This is a genomic window from Alkalibacillus almallahensis, assembly GCF_011761495.1.
Taxonomy (GTDB): Bacteria; Bacillota; Bacilli; order Bacillales; family Alkalibacillaceae; genus Alkalibacillus; species Alkalibacillus almallahensis.
Genome location: NZ_JAASRU010000012.1, coordinates 16,383 through 31,384 on the forward strand (window position 1 = coordinate 16,383; position 15,002 = coordinate 31,384).

General features: G+C 39.5%; 15 protein-coding genes. 11 read left to right on the forward strand and 4 right to left on the reverse strand.

Translation table 11 applies throughout. The features are described from left to right. Nucleotides 1-47: 47 nt before the first annotated feature. Entirely contained in the window at nucleotides 48-248 is a 201-nt protein-coding gene (locus FHR85_RS10735) for a hypothetical protein (RefSeq protein ID WP_167263077.1), read from the reverse strand. A gap of 142 nt (nucleotides 249-390) precedes the next feature. Here FHR85_RS10735 and FHR85_RS10740 point away from each other — a divergent pair, with 142 nt between their 5' ends. The 4 genes from FHR85_RS10740 (at nucleotide 391) to FHR85_RS10755 (ending at nucleotide 4,219) form a co-directional block, all read left to right on the forward strand. Further along, nucleotides 391-2,262: a heavy metal translocating P-type ATPase gene (locus FHR85_RS10740; protein WP_167263079.1), complete on the forward strand. Its 1,872-nt coding sequence runs from the start codon at nucleotides 391-393 to the stop codon at nucleotides 2,260-2,262. Between the two features lie 194 nt (nucleotides 2,263-2,456). Continuing rightward, on the forward strand, nucleotides 2,457-3,608 hold the full coding sequence (locus FHR85_RS10745; protein WP_167263081.1) for a DUF418 domain-containing protein: 1,152 nt from the start codon (nucleotides 2,457-2,459) through the stop codon (nucleotides 3,606-3,608). Between the two features lie 73 nt (nucleotides 3,609-3,681). Further along, nucleotides 3,682-3,960 carry a hypothetical protein gene (locus tag FHR85_RS10750; RefSeq protein ID WP_167263083.1) on the forward strand — a complete coding sequence of 93 codons (279 nt, stop codon included), beginning with the start codon at nucleotides 3,682-3,684 and terminating at the stop codon, nucleotides 3,958-3,960. Between the two features lie 13 nt (nucleotides 3,961-3,973). Continuing rightward, nucleotides 3,974-4,219 (forward strand): hypothetical protein, encoded by a 246-nt coding sequence (locus FHR85_RS10755; RefSeq protein ID WP_167263085.1) that lies wholly within the window; start codon nucleotides 3,974-3,976, stop codon nucleotides 4,217-4,219. Between the two features lie 273 nt (nucleotides 4,220-4,492). On the opposite strand, the gene FHR85_RS10760 is transcribed toward FHR85_RS10755, so the two are convergent. After that, a complete protein-coding gene (locus tag FHR85_RS10760; protein ID WP_167263087.1) occupies nucleotides 4,493-5,497 on the reverse strand; it encodes an ABC transporter substrate-binding protein in 1,005 nt (334 codons plus the stop codon). Nucleotides 5,498-5,680: 183 nt separating this feature from the next. Here FHR85_RS10760 and FHR85_RS10765 point away from each other — a divergent pair, with 183 nt between their 5' ends. From FHR85_RS10765 to FHR85_RS10780, 4 genes are read left to right on the forward strand one after another with little or no spacing between them, the layout of a single operon-like run. Next, on the forward strand, nucleotides 5,681-6,679 hold the full coding sequence (locus tag FHR85_RS10765) for a FecCD family ABC transporter permease (protein ID WP_167263089.1): 999 nt from the start codon (nucleotides 5,681-5,683) through the stop codon (nucleotides 6,677-6,679). Further along, complete coding sequence (locus tag FHR85_RS10770; RefSeq protein WP_167263091.1) at nucleotides 6,672-7,724, forward strand: FecCD family ABC transporter permease; 1,053 nt, start codon at nucleotides 6,672-6,674, stop codon at nucleotides 7,722-7,724. The genes FHR85_RS10765 and FHR85_RS10770 overlap by 8 nt, the downstream gene beginning before the upstream one ends. Before the next feature lie 24 nt (nucleotides 7,725-7,748). Then, nucleotides 7,749-8,582 (forward strand): ABC transporter ATP-binding protein, encoded by an 834-nt coding sequence (locus FHR85_RS10775; RefSeq protein WP_167263093.1) that lies wholly within the window; start codon nucleotides 7,749-7,751, stop codon nucleotides 8,580-8,582. Further along, the gene (locus FHR85_RS10780) at nucleotides 8,554-9,369 is read left to right on the forward strand and encodes an IucA/IucC family C-terminal-domain containing protein (RefSeq protein WP_167263095.1); all 816 of its coding nucleotides are present in this window, start codon (nucleotides 8,554-8,556) and stop codon (nucleotides 9,367-9,369) included. The genes FHR85_RS10775 and FHR85_RS10780 overlap by 29 nt, the downstream gene beginning before the upstream one ends. Nucleotides 9,370-9,656: 287 nt before the next feature. Here FHR85_RS10780 and FHR85_RS10785 read toward each other — a convergent pair whose 3' ends face one another. Then, nucleotides 9,657-10,847 (reverse strand): ornithine--oxo-acid transaminase, encoded by a 1,191-nt coding sequence (locus FHR85_RS10785; RefSeq protein WP_167263097.1) that lies wholly within the window; start codon nucleotides 10,845-10,847, stop codon nucleotides 9,657-9,659. Between the two features lie 178 nt (nucleotides 10,848-11,025). On the opposite strand from FHR85_RS10785, the gene FHR85_RS10790 reads away from it, so the two are divergent. Together FHR85_RS10790 and FHR85_RS10795 are read left to right on the forward strand one after the other, a co-directional pair. Next, nucleotides 11,026-11,418, forward strand: a complete 393-nt coding sequence (locus FHR85_RS10790; protein ID WP_167263099.1) for a YisL family protein — start codon at nucleotides 11,026-11,028, stop codon at nucleotides 11,416-11,418. Between the two features lie 61 nt (nucleotides 11,419-11,479). Then, nucleotides 11,480-12,895: an alpha-amylase family glycosyl hydrolase gene (locus tag FHR85_RS10795; RefSeq protein WP_167263101.1), complete on the forward strand. Its 1,416-nt coding sequence runs from the start codon at nucleotides 11,480-11,482 to the stop codon at nucleotides 12,893-12,895. 255 nt (nucleotides 12,896-13,150) lie between these two features. On the opposite strand, the gene FHR85_RS10800 is transcribed toward FHR85_RS10795, so the two are convergent. Then, on the reverse strand, nucleotides 13,151-14,017 hold the full coding sequence (locus tag FHR85_RS10800) for a DegV family protein (RefSeq protein WP_167263103.1): 867 nt from the start codon (nucleotides 14,015-14,017) through the stop codon (nucleotides 13,151-13,153). Nucleotides 14,018-14,107: 90 nt separating this feature from the next. Between FHR85_RS10800 and FHR85_RS10805 the strand changes: the two genes are divergently transcribed. Beyond that, nucleotides 14,108-14,962 (forward strand): YitT family protein, encoded by an 855-nt coding sequence (locus FHR85_RS10805; RefSeq protein ID WP_167263105.1) that lies wholly within the window; start codon nucleotides 14,108-14,110, stop codon nucleotides 14,960-14,962. Nucleotides 14,963-15,002: the final 40 nt, after the last annotated feature.

Below are 15,002 nucleotides of genomic sequence, written 5' to 3' on the forward strand. Positions count from 1 at the left end.
TGAAACGGTCATTTGCTTGATCATCAGTTCATATTTTAATTGAGATTCTATTTCTGATTGGATTTCGGGGTGAGGGCGTTAATAATACCAAGCAGTAGGCCGATCACAATCATGCCATATGTAATAAATGGAGCGATACTCGTTTCATATAGTGTAGGAATCCACGGTTGATCACCGAAATAATTGATCGCAAGGCCATGTAAGATGCCGCCTACAATTAGTGAAAATTCGATTAAATTAGGTTTCAAAACGATCATCCTTTAATATGATTTAGTTAGAGTATATCGTGACTTGATTAAAGTGACAAATTAATTGGAATAGGAAATAATCTATGATACTATTATTTATAATGATTCTAAATTGATATAAATTATAAATAGAGGTGAGAAGATGGCGCAAAAGTTACGGCAGCATCGTGAAATAATCATGGCTTTACTTGGTGGAGTATTGCTTGTCATCGCGTTTTTATCAGAATCTTGGGGAAGTCCTGCTTTGACGGCGGTGCTATATTTATTAACATTTGCAGTCGGTGGCTATTATAAAGCGAAAGAAGGTATTTTGGATTTAATCTATGATAAATCGTTGAATGTAGAAATTTTAATGATCATTGCAGCACTTGGGGCAGCATCGATTGGCCATTGGCATGAAGGTGCGATTTTAATTTTCATCTTTTCAGTTAGTGGTGCGATGGAAACTTATGCGAATCAAAAGAGTGAGCGTGACTTGTCAACATTGGTGGAAATGGCACCAGATAAAGCCAATCGATTGAATAATGATGATTCCGTAACCGTTGTTGCCTTAGAGGATTTAAATGTAGGTGATCGTGTCCTCGTTAAAGATGGTGAACGAGTGCCGGTGGATGGCGTGATTCTAAGTGGGCAAACAACAGTAGATGAGTCGCCCATTACAGGGGAATCGATGCCTGTTGATAAAGCCTCAGGGGATGATGTTTTTAATGGCACAATGAACGGAACAGGATCTGTTGTGGTTGAGATGACAAAGCCGAATGAGGATTCGCTTTTTCAGAAGATGATTCGACTTGTTGAAGAAGCGAAGGAAAATCGACCGCCGACGCAGCAATTAATTGAGAAGATAGAAGGCCCTTACGTGGTGACAGTGCTTGTGGTTGTTGGCTTGATGTTATTGTCACCGTTTGTATTCGGTTTTAATTTTGAAGATGTATTTTATCGTGCGATGGTGTTACTTGTCGTTGCTTCACCGTGTGCGGTTGTCGCATCGATTATGCCGTCATTATTGTCAGCAGTGAGTACGGGGGCTCGTAAAGGTGTCCTGACAAAAGGTGGCGTTTATCTCGAACAATTGTCGAAAATGGCGGTTGTCGCATTGGATAAAACAGGGACGATTACGAAAGGCGAACCCGTTGTAACGGATTTTATGACGGCTGATGGGTTTGATGATCGTGATGTGTTGCGTCATATTGTCGCAATTGAAAATCAATCGAGTCATCCACTGGCTGAAGCGATCGTACACTATGGTGATACTTATAATGTCCATGCCGATTTGGAAGTTGCTTATACTGAGAGCATCACAGGTCACGGCATTCAAGCAGGCGTGGCTGATGAGACTTGGTATGTCGGGAATGAAACGTTAATTGATAGATTAGGCCTAGTAAAAGATGATTTTCTAAACAGGAAAAAGACATTACAACAGGAAGGTAAAACGGTCATGTTTATCGCCAATGAGAAGGTGATAGCAGGTATGATTGCGGTGAAAGATGAGATTAGACCAGAAGCTAAGCAATTAATCGAAACCTTGAATGAACGTGGCGTTAAAACGGTTATGATTACGGGTGATAACGATCAAACAGCACAGGCAATTAGTAAGGAAGCAGGGATTCATGAGTGGATTAGTGAATGTTTACCTGAACAAAAAGTACATGAAGTCGAACGGTTGCGAGACACATATGGCTCGATTGCGATGGTCGGCGACGGCGTGAACGATGCACCAGCGATGGCAAAAGCTGACGTCGGAATTGCGATGGGCTCCGGTACAGATGTCGCAATTGAAACGTCGGATATTGTTTTAATGAATAATGAACTGAAAAATATTTCGATGACTTTTAAATTGTCGACTCGCTTGAATCGTATTGTGAAACAAAATCTTGTATTCTCTGTTACGGTGATTTTACTACTGATTGTCGCAAACTTTTCGCAGGGGCTGACCTTACCATATGGTGTCGTGGCACATGAAGGCAGCACAATTCTCGTCATTTTAAATGGTCTGCGTTTATTAAAAGAATAAGAGATTAAGGGTTGGATAATAGGAGACGTTTGATTTCAAGTTTTCCATCGACTAGTTAAGGGATTCCATCGAGTTATGGATGTTTACCATCGACTTCAAATCGTTTTCCATCAAGTTATGCTAATTTACCATCATTTAGTCAGTTATTGGTAATGTCGTGTTATAATGAACTCAAAAAAAGGGGAGCGAAAGTTATGGAAGCGACGGGGAAACGTATTCAGGCGATTGATGCGATTCGAGGGTTCGCATTATTTGGGATTTTAATGGTCAATGTGCTGTCATTTAACTCACCCCATTTTTTGTATGGTGGAATTGATCGGTTTTATGATGGTGCAGGTAGTGGTTGGATTTTGGCAATCATTGATATGTTGTTCCAAGCGAGTTTTTATCCATTATTTGCGTTGTTGTTTGGACTTGGTCTCGCGTTGATGGCGAGGCGTCTTGAAGAGCGACAACCTGATCAGACGAAAAAGGTGCTTACGAGGCGAATGTTAGCTCTTGGATTATTTGGTTTATTACATGGGCTGCTTATTTGGTATGGCGATATTTTGTTAACGTATAGCATTGTCGGTTTATTAACCATTCCATTAATACATAAATCAATTCGCACGCTTGTCACGTGGGCTGTCTCGATGCTGGGTAGTATCACCATTTTAATGACGCTTATGAACTATGGCATGCGTGATTATTTAAGTACCTACCGTGATTCGCTTGCTATTCATCAGTCGATGACATTTTATAACGGCGATTACTCAGATATTTTTTCCCGTAATTTAACCGATTGGCTTCTGATGTTTAGTCCGATACAAATTATTATTACGGTTCTCACGATTATGCCGATGTTTTTGCTGGGTGTGATCGTTGTGAAAGCTGGGTGGATTGATCAGCCACGGGAGAATATGAAGGCAATTCGTCAATGGTTGCTCATTTCAGGAATCATTTTCTTCCTATTTAAGATTGCACCACATTTTATAGGGAACCCAGAATGGTTTGATTTCACGAAACAAAGTATTGGTGGATCGTTCTCGAGCTTCTTTTACTTTTTAGTTGGGATTGTAATCTTGCCTAAGTTAACAGTGACTTGGCTTGCGGCTGTTGGCAAATTATCGTTGACGAATTATCTAATGCAGTCGATTATAGCCTTCTTAGTCTTTTATGGTGTTGGACTTGGCTTTTATGGTGACTTAACATTATGGCAGTTGGTCCTGTATGTACTGATCGTTTATAGTGTACAAATCTTGTTTAGTGTATGGTACGTGAAGCGGTATCGGTTTGGACCTTTTGAATGGATTTACCGTTCACTAACATATGGTAAAGCACAATCTATGAAACAATCTTCTTCATAAGTTTATCATGGTATTTTAAGTGAAAATTCGTTACAATATATGACGGAAAGATTGAAAAGAGTAGAGGTGCTTTATGGCTGAAGTCAAGGGAAATGAAATGCTATCACGATTGTTTACATTATTGATCGGTATTATGATTTTTGTCATGCTTAATATGAATGGAGAAGTGTTTCACCCGTTAATGACCGGTGAAGTCATGGAATTCTTTATTATATTACTGCTAGTTTGCGGAACTATGTACATGGCAGTATTTATTGGAGATTTAGTTTCGAAAACAAAATATAACAAGATCATTCAATCGGTTGGTAGTATTACGATCGCTATATATCTTGTTTATCTATTAATGACATAAAGGAGCGAAGTTAATGTCTGAATCAGCTCGAAAACTACTTATTTCAGAAATTATATTCTCATTTGGAACGATGTTATTTATCATTCTATATTTTATTGCTAGTAATGATTGGTATATGACGATTGCGCTACTGACAGGAAGTGTCATGCTTGGTTTAATGTCAGCACGCCGTCTTGTTGAAGGAAGGAAAGGATTTGGGGCACTGATTGCAGCATTAGCTGTGTTTGTGTTCTTTAGTGCAATATTAGATTTTATTTAAAATGGTAGGGGCGCCTGAGTTAGTTAACTCAGGCGTTTTTTAGGTTGGGTTGATATATTGATTGTTCGTATATACGGCGAACTATCTAGTTAATACGGCGCGATTATCATGGTATACGGCGGGACGTGCTGTTGATACGGCTCTTTTTAATTTTATACGGCGCTAGAGTAGTTTCATACGGCGCGATTGCTATTGTTTACGGCGAAAATAAAAAAGCATTGAATCGGGGGTCTGATTCAATGCTTTTTCATTATATGTCATGTATTTGAATGCTTAGTTTAAAAGGTGTTCTTCTAAATCTTCGAGCATCAATTTAGCAGCGCGAACGCCACCTGCTGTGTTCCAAATCGTGTCACTAACTTTATAAGCTTTATCGTTTTGAACAGCTTCTAAGTTGTTCCAAAGTGGATCATTAATCCATTCTTCTTCGACAGTCGATGCTTCACCATCACCTGTTTCGTAGGTGAAATAGAAGATCGCATCTCCATCCATTTCATCAATCCGTTCTTTCGTGACGTTTTTCGCTGCGAAGTCATCTTTATCCTGTGATTCAGGTCGCTCTAAGCCAACCTCATCAATGATGATGCCTGAGAATGAATCTTTATGATAGATACGAACATCTCCAGCCATGAAACGCACAATCGATACTTTGGTGTCTAGTTTATCATTAGCTTTTAAGTCTTCTGATAATTGATCAACTTTCTGGTTGTAATTATCAAGTACTTCTTGACCTTTTTCAGGCATGCCAACCGCTTCAGCAATTAGTTCAAAGTTGACTTTCCAATCACCGCGTAGGGTTTCTTCAAAGACAGTAGGTGCAATTTGACTTAATGACTCATATTGGTCTTCTTGACGCATTTTATTACCGATAATTAAGTCTGGATCTAACTCGGCAATGCTTTCAAGTGAAATATCATTTTCCATACCTACGACATTAACGCCTTCCATGTCTTCTTCGATATGGTCATACCAAGGGTCGCCTGTCCATGATTGGACTGCTCCAACTGGTGTTATACCTAGTGCAAGCAGTGCTTCTGTACCATGATTGGTTAAAATCACGATATCTTCTGGTTGCCCTTCAATTTTAGTTTCACCCATAGCATGCTCGACAACGTAAGAATCGCCACTTCCTTCTGAGTCATTGTTGCCTTCTGATTCTTCAGATGATTCACTATCTCCGCCTTCATTTGTCGTTTCTTCTTCAGAATCCCCGCCTCCACAAGCAGCTAAGAAGAGTGTTAATGACACAAAAGCGAACAAAATAAGTAATTTCCTCATGTGATAAACCCCTTTATATGTTGTTTTGATGATAATGATTATCAATTACATCTATTATCATATATGCCTTTACTTAACCTGTCAATAAATAATTGAAAATGACTTTCAATTAAATTGACATTCATTATCAATTAACGTAATATAGGACGTGAAAGAGAAGAGTGAGAAAGGTATATCTTCACGATGTTAAAAAGCAATGCACTTAAAGGATTAGGACTTATTATTGGTTTGGTGATCGTGCTCATACTTATGTGGGCGAGTGTTTTATATGGGTATACCGATATTACATCTCAAATGATCATCGATTCATTCACAAATTTTGATGAATCAAATGAACATTATATTATACAGGATAACCGAATACCTCGGTCTTTAATCGCTGCAGCTGTTGGTGCAAGTCTTGCCATTGCGGGAGCGATTATGCAAGGACTAACGAATAACCCACTTGCTTCACCGACCATTTTTGGTGTGAACGCAGGAGCTAGTTTCTTTGTAGTATTCGGTGTAACCTTTTTAGGCATTACATCATTACAATCATTTGCTTGGTTGGCATTTGCAGGTGCTGCAGTCGCATCGGTAACTGTTTATCTTTTAGGATCATTAGGTAGTGATGGGTTAACACCGATTAAAATCACGTTAGCAGGTGCTGCGATTGCAGCGTTATTCTCATCCATGACGCAAGGGATGCTAGCGATGAATGAGACCGCGCTTGAACAGGTATTGTTTTGGTTAACAGGATCTGTCCAAGGTCGTAGTTTAGAAATCTTAATGTCTGTCTTGCCTTATCTAATTGTCGGCTGGTTTGTCGCCTTATTATTAGGAAAGCATTTGAACGTCCTGGTTATGGGTGAGGAATTAGCTAAAGGGCTAGGCCAAAAAACGTACTTGATTAAATTAGCTGGTGCACTTGCCGTTGTTTTGTTATCTGGCGGTGCAGTGGCAATTGCTGGTCCAATTGGATTTATCGGAATTGTTATTCCCCATATTGCGCGGTGGTTTGCCGGCATTAGCTATTCATGGGTGATTCCATACAGTGCAATAATCGGTGCGATGTTACTTTTATTGGCGGATATTGCAGCACGATATGTTATTTATCCGCAGGAAGCCCCTGTTGGTGTGATGATCGCGCTTGTTGGCGTTCCCTTCTTCATTTATATAGCAAGGAGGGGCATCAATGAATAACAAACAATTTCCGGTTCGATTAGGAAAAGTATCCTTTTTAATTGATAAAAAATCATTCTATATTATATCCTTGCTAACAGTCTTAGCTATTGTGCTTATGATTGTAAGCTTAGGAATTGGCCAATTATTTATTTCACCAGTCGATGTCATTCGAGCAGTTATCGGCCAAGGCACAGAAATGGAAAACTTAGTTGTTAATTCATTTAGGATGCCGCGAATATTGCTTTCGATGTTAGCAGGTGCTGCACTTGCGATGTCAGGTGCGATTTTACAAGGATTGATACGTAACCCACTTGCATCACCCGATATTATTGGAATCACAGGTGGTGCCGCGTTAACTACGGTGATCTTTTTAGCGATTTATACTGACCGTAGTAATACGTTAACAATGAGTATTCAGTGGTTACCGCTAGCCTCGTTTATTGGTGCAGTCGTTATTGGTTTCCTTGTTTATTTCTTATCTTGGAAAAACGGCCGCATCACGCCATTTCGCCTCGTTTTAATTGGTGTTGGTGTAGCAGCCGCAGCTGATGCTGTGACGTCTCTTGTCATGATCTTAGGTCCGATTCATTCAGCTGCGAAAGCAACGATCTGGTTAACAGGTAGTGTGAACGGGACAAATTGGAATGAAATCGCGACAATTGCACCTTGGGTTTTCGGTATTACCTTTATCCTGTTTATTTATGCTAGACGTTTAAATATGCAAGAACTAGGTGAGGACTTAGCAAAAAATGCTGGTCAATTAGTGCAACGTGATCGCTTCATGTTACTGCTATTAAGCACATCGCTTGCTGGTGGTGCGGTAGCGTTTGCTGGTGGTATTGGGTTTGTAGGTTTAATGGCGCCACATATCGCACGGAAGATCATTGGTTCAGCGTTCGGCGCTTTAATTCCAGTCTCGGCTTTAGTTGGTGGAATGATTGTTGTCTTAGCTGACATTTTAGGGCGTATGTTGTTTATGCCACTTGAGGTGCCAGTTGGTGTATTCACATCATTAATCGGTGCACCTTACTTTATATATTTATTATTTAAGAGCCATAAATAATGGTTTTTGAGAGGGGTTTGTCTGATGAAAGCCATTCAAACTGAACAGTTGTCACTCGGGTATAAAGATGAACTGGTAATAGAAGAGTTGGATCTAACCATTCCAAAAGGTGAAATCACTGCTTTTATTGGGAGTAATGGTTGTGGAAAGTCAACATTATTAAAATCACTTGCACGTTTATTAAAACCGAAAGATGGATCGGTAGAACTAGCGGGTAAAGATATCGATAAGACATCAACTAAAGAAATCGCACGTCAATTGGCTATTATGCCTCAGTCACCGCAAGCACCAGAAGGTTTAACGGTTTTACAACTTGTGAAGCAAGGTCGTTATCCTTATCAAAGTTGGTATAAACAGTGGTCTGAAGAAGACGAAGATGCTGTTCAATATGCGCTTGATGTGACAGGTATTAAAGAATTTGAAGATCGTACGGTAGATTCTCTATCTGGTGGTCAGCGTCAACGTGCATGGATTGCGATGACTTTGGCTCAAGATACAGATATCATTTTGCTCGACGAACCGACAACGTTCTTAGACTTAACGCATCAAATTGATATCTTAGATTTGCTTAGTGAACTTAATGAGCAAGAAGGTCGTACGATTGTAATGGTTCTACACGATTTGAATTTAGCTTGTCGTTATGCGGATCATATCGTTGCTATTCAAGGTAAAAGTGTTTTTGAGCAAGGTGATCCTGATGAAATTATTACGCCACAGTTGATTCATTCAGTATTTGGCTTACAATGCCAAGTAACGTGTGATCCAATTTGTGGTTCACCAATGTGCATCCCGTACAGTAGACAACGGCAGGTGAAAGGTGCCAATCGTTATGCCGCACAACAAGTTCAAGCCAATTGACACAACTACTTTATCAGAACGATTTCGTGTTGTGACAGAACAACCGCAAGACGAAATTTATGTATCTGATTTATTAAATGAAATTTATCTGCGTAACGTGATTGAAAGTATTAAACCTAATTTTGCTACAGATCGTGACTTTGTTATTGGTTCACAATTAATAAAGCGATTAGGCTTCTTACTTGTCGTACCGTCGTTATATACGTTTTCGACGGATCGCATTGCTATGTCATTAGATTGGTCCAGAACAGCAATTGTACCAAAAGTGAAGGATGGACTGTGGTTACCCGATTTATATTTAGAAAACGTAGTTGGAGAAGATTGTTCTGATGCATTGGAAGAGAAAAGACAGGCATTTTTTGAGCAATTATTTCAGCAATTAGCTGATTTGGTCCAAGCTGTTTCCCAAGCCACAGCAGTACCTCGCCCGATTTTGTGGGAAAATATTGTGGTCTATATCTATTGGGTATACGAAACGGTTGTCGATTGGCATCATGATCCTACGATTACGAATCAGTTTTATGAAGATTTCAATGTCTTAATTCATCAACTATCGCCCGAGTTATTTGGTGAACGGTTTAATCCGATTCAACGGTTCTATAATGGCTATCATTACATTGCCCCTGAACAAACATTTAGACGCGTTCGGACAACTTGTTGTTTTAACTTTGAAGCTTCAAGTGATGAAAAGTATTGCGGTGGTTGTCCCCAATTAGCGGTTAATAAAGAAGCTTGCCGTGCTACGCATGAAGCAATGCGTCAACAAACAAATAGTTATTCTTTATAAAATGAACGCATTTCTTATGGAGAAGTGCGTTTTTTGTATGAGTACGGTTATGGGTTTATCATCGAGTTAATGCGGTTTACCATCCCGATTTGTGATTTTCCATCGAGTTAACATAGCTTATCATCGAGTCAGATTCTTTTACCATCGCCATTTCACGAATACCATCGAGTGAGTGCCACTTACCATCGCCCAGTGCAGTTTTATCATCGAGTTACAACATTGATCAGTGACCTCTTTAATATAAAAAGCTCAATGCCGAACTCTCGACATTGAACTTTTTTTGAATCTTATAGGACTTCTTTAATTTTATCAATCGCCCATTTTAGATCTTCTTTTTCGATGATGAGCGGTGGGGCGAAACGGATCACGTTATCATGCGTTTCTTTACATAATAGTCCTTTTTGCTTGAGTTGTTCACAATATGGTCGAGCATGTTCGGTTAGTTCAACGCCAATAAATAGGCCTTTACCTCGTACTTCTTTAATAATAGGGTTATCAATTGATTGTAGTTCTTCCAACATATAAGATCCTAGCTCTAATGAACGTTCGGCGAGCTCTTCATCTTCTAATACTTCAAGTGATGCCACTGAAACAGCGCTTGCTAGTGGATTACCACCGAATGTGGAACCGTGTGAACCTGGGTTAAATACACCAAGAATATCCTCATTCGCCACAACACATGAAATAGGGAAGACCCCTCCTCCAAGCGCTTTTCCAAGAATAAGAACATCAGGCTCAACATTTTCCCAATCACAAGCAAACATTTTTCCTGTTCGACCGAGTCCTGCTTGAATTTCATCAGCTATGAATAAAACATTGTTTTCTTGGCAAATGTCATAAGCTTCTTTTAAGTAACCTTCAGGTGGCATGATGATACCAGCTTCACCTTGGATTGGTTCAAGTAGGAAGCCAGCTGTATTTTCAGTGATGGCTTCTTTTAATGCTTCAGTGTCTCCATATGGCACGATTTTAATGCCAGGTAACAGAGGTCCGAAACCACGTTGATTCTCTTCTTCTGATGATAAAGAAACAGGTGTCATTGTTCGGCCGTGGAAATTACCGACACAAGCGATGATTTCAGCTTTATTTTCTTCAACACCTTTTACGTCATAAGCCCAGCGACGTGTTGCTTTGATGGCTGTTTCTACGGCTTCAGCTCCAGTGTTCATCGGAAGAGCCATCTCTTTATTAGTTAGCTTACAGATTTTTTCGTACCATGGACCGAGTTGGTCGTTGTGAAAGGCACGTGATGTTAATGTCACACGGTCAGCTTGGTCTTTTAACGCCTGAATAATTCTTGGGTGGCGATGACCTTGGTTAACGGCTGAATAGGCACTTAACATATCTAAATAACGGTTGCCTTCAGGGTCTTCAACCCAAATACCTTCTGCTTGTGAAACGACAATCGGCAGTGGCTTGTAATTGTTAGCGCCAAAATAATCAGTTTGTTGGATAATGTCTTCACTACTACGTGTCATGAAATCCCTCCTAATAATAAATGCGGTTCATAAGGTTCTTCCCGCGAATGATAAGGCTTACACTAATTGCTATTATACCTGTTTGGGTTGATTGTTTCAAAGTTGTCAACAAATTAATCGCAACTATTTTCAAAACATGATAAGATGGGGATAGATATTTTTGAAGGAGGTATGATGAATGGACGCAACACAAATGGCACTTATACATATTGTTTCTTGGAGCATCGGACTCGTCCTATTTTTCATCGCTTATTCCATGATTAAGCAAGGTAAAGGTGAAAAGCCGATTAAGATCACACAAATGGTATTACGCGTATTTTACTTATTAATCGTCGCAACAGGCGCTGATTTATTTTTCAATCATTATGGTATGAATCTAGAAGACACACAATTCGCCGAGTATATTGTGAAAATGGTTGGTGGAATTTGGGTCATTGCAGCAATTGAAATGACGTTAGCGAAAGCTAAGAAAGGAAAGAAAGAATTCTCTGGTTGGTTACAACTGGTCATAGCACTAATTCTTGTCTTAGTTTTAGGCTTTGCCCGTTTACCATTCGGATTCTTACCTTAAGACAAAGTCCCGTTTCGGGGCTTTTCTTATGTGCAAAATGTTTTAAAGTGAGGGAGCAACGATGAAGCGACTGATGACAGGCCTAGGGTTACTCATATTATTAACCAGTTTAGTTCCAATTAATAGTCATGCTGATGAAGAAGATGAACGGCACCAATATTATTATGTCTTGGTAGATCGTTTTCAAAACTCTAATGAAGTCACAGAAGAAGGGGTTAACCGTGATGATCCCAATGCGTTTCATGGTGGTGATTTAATTGGTTTACAAGATCGTGTCGATCACATTGCAGAATTAGGAATCACGGATGTCGTTTTGTCTCCATTATTTGCAAGTGAGCATTATACAGGCTCGCCTGTGTTTAATTTTGAACAAATCCAATCGACTTTTGGATCAGCATCTGATGTTCAAGATATGGTACAAGCATTTCATGATCAAGATATAAACGTTATTGTACAAGTTCCTTTTAATTCTGTTAGCTCTAACAGTCCACTAAGGAGTGAAGACTGGGTGAGTGAGAATGGTGAAGTCGATCTAACGCAAGATGGCGCAACAGACTATTTCATCGAGTTATTACAAAGATGGGGAATGGATTACAACGTGGATGGTTTTTATGTTCCTGAAGCAGATCAATTACCACAATCCTTTTTAGAAAGCGTGACTGCTGAAGTTGATCGTTTTTGGCTAGGTGAAGTGAATGAGATTAGTAACGCCGACATGGAAAGTTTTAAAGGTTTAGGATTTGACCGTATTGTTAATGGTTCATTTCATGAGAAAGCAACTGATTACTTTTATGATATCGAAACGGACTCGTCGCTTTTGTTAGGATCTAATTTAAAAAACAGGGAAGACGTTGTTCATTATATGGATTCCTATATGACAGACCGCTTTACACGATCGATGGAAGAAAGTGGACTGCATCCGATCACGCGCTGGAAGATGGCCTTGACTTACATGTATACAACGCCAAATGAGCCATGGCTTTATCAAGGGACAGCGAACCCAACAGATGGCGTGGTAGAAGATGGTTCACACCATGATATGATGAACTTCTTAGCTGGAGATGAGCAGCTGAATAAACATATTGAGCAGTTATCGAGTATTAATGAGAACTTTGATTCTATTCGAGATGGCGATATGAACGTTCTTCATGACGAAGATGATTTTATTGTATACGAACGAGTTTTAGACGATGAACGTATCATCATTACGATTAATAATAGCCCTGGATTTCGACACATGGAATTAGATCATTTAGAAGATAATCAAGAATTACGGGGGCTTATCCGGGATGATCTCGTTAGGCAAAATGACGACGGCAGTTATACCGTTAGTCTTGAAAGGGAATCAACGAATGTGTACAATGTGCGAGAAGATACAGGCGCTAATTGGCTCTTGATTTCAATTTTCGGTAGTGTCATGGGAGTCTTTGTCGTGTTTGCGATTATCATTTATCGGAAAAATGCTAAAGAGCGGTAAAAAGCAGCCCTATTCATGCGAATAGGGCTGCCTTTTATATGTTTTGGTTGAATTAATGAGATAATTGCTTGCAATTATCTCATTAATTCGTCTAGTTATTTAATTAGTTATAGCAGTTATCTCATAAATTAGAGTATTTATTTGAAAACTGAAGTGGAGGAGAATGGTGTACGGCTATCATTTAGCGTGTTAAGATAAAATAAATACCCGAACTGACGGTTACATTCCGTCTGCTCCGGGTATAAAATAACTAAGTCATGAATTTTTAGGGGCATCGTCTAAAAAGAATAATGCGATTGTACCAGGGCCAGCATGAGCTCCAATGGCAGAACCAATAGGGTGAATAATAATATCTTTCGGATTATATTGTTCACGAATTTGATTGGCGAGTTGTTGCGCGCGTTGTTCGTCATCTCCATGAGTAATCGCAATGGTTTGTTGTTCAAAATGTTGGCCGCGTTCTTTCATCAAATCAACCATGCGTCCGATTACTTTTTTCGAACCACGGATTTTTTCGAGTGGGACAAGTTTTCCATCTTCTACATGAAGAAGAGGCTTGATTTTTAGCATACCACCAACGAAAGCTTGTGCTTTACTCACACGACCACCACGTTGTAAGTACTCTAAATCATCTACTGTAAAGACATGAACCATATGATTTACATAATAATGTGCGGTATCTAACACGTCTTGTACAGTTTGACCTTCTGCTATGGCTTGGGCAGTATAATAGGCGATTAAGCCATGTCCCATCGAAGCAGCCCTTGTATCGATCACGTAAATTTCAGCATCTGAGTTTTGGTCCTCAATTTGTTGTTTAGCAATCATGGCACTTTGGTAAGTACCTGATAATTCAGACGAAAACGCTAAGTAAATAATGGGTTGACTTTGATCTGTATATTGCTTGAATAAATTATAAAAGGTATCAGGCGATGCTTGGGCAGTCTTAGGAGCTGATCCCTGACGCATGGCTTCATATACAGCTTGAGAATCAATCGATTCCCTATCGTGGTAATCTTCGCCATTCAGGTGAACAATGAGCGAAGCAAGATCCATGTCATATTTCTCTAATAAATCTTTTGGTAAATCGGAACCTGAATCGACAATTAATTTCATACTCATAGGTTTCCTCCTCATATTTTCTTACGATCATCATTATATTTCAGTTTAATAGGACGACAGGCATACGTCAATGTCAGACAGGAGGCTATTATGTTTATATTCGAAGCAAAACGTTTTATTATCGTCATTATCGGCGCAATTTTCAACGCCATATCCCTAAACCTCTTCTTAGAACAAGCAAATGTGTTCGCTAGTGGTTTCACAGGGGTTGCACAAATTTCCGCAAGTATTGCGACGGATTTTTTTGATATTGATTTAAGTACGGGTGTGCTTTTATTCCTACTTAATATACCAGTTGCTATTCTCGGTTGGATTAAAGTCGGACGTGGCTTTACTATTTACAGTATATTATCGGTTATTTTTATGACCATTTTTTTAGAAACGATTCCGATTCAGTCATTATCCGATAACATTATCTTAAATGCCGTGTTTGGTGGTATATTCGGTGGCTTTGGTGTTGGAATCACACTGAAGTGGGGGGCATCAACAGGTGGTATGGATATTGTTGCCATGGTGCTCTCACGCATGAAAGACCGCCCGATTGGTATTTATTTCTTAACTTTAAACGGCGCAATCATTGTTCTTGCAGGTATGGTTTATGATCCTGAAAAGGCGTTATACACACTCGTTACCTTATATGTGACGACACGAGTGATTGATGCTGTTCATACACGCCATGAAAAGTTAACAGCCATGATCATAACCGCTAAAGGTCAAGAAGTAACGAAAGCCATTCATGCTAATATGGTACGAGGAATTACACGTATTCCAGCTCGAGGAGCGTTTACAGATGAGGACCGTGAAATGTTAATGATTGTTGTGACGCGTTATGAATTATATGACTTAGAAAATATTGTTAAGGAAGCAGATCCGAATTCCTTTACGAATATCGTGCAAACTACTGGTATATTTGGTTTCTTCAGACGCGAAGATGAAAAGGTGTAACAATCACTTTATTACCAGCGTCTGATTAATAAAAAACGAG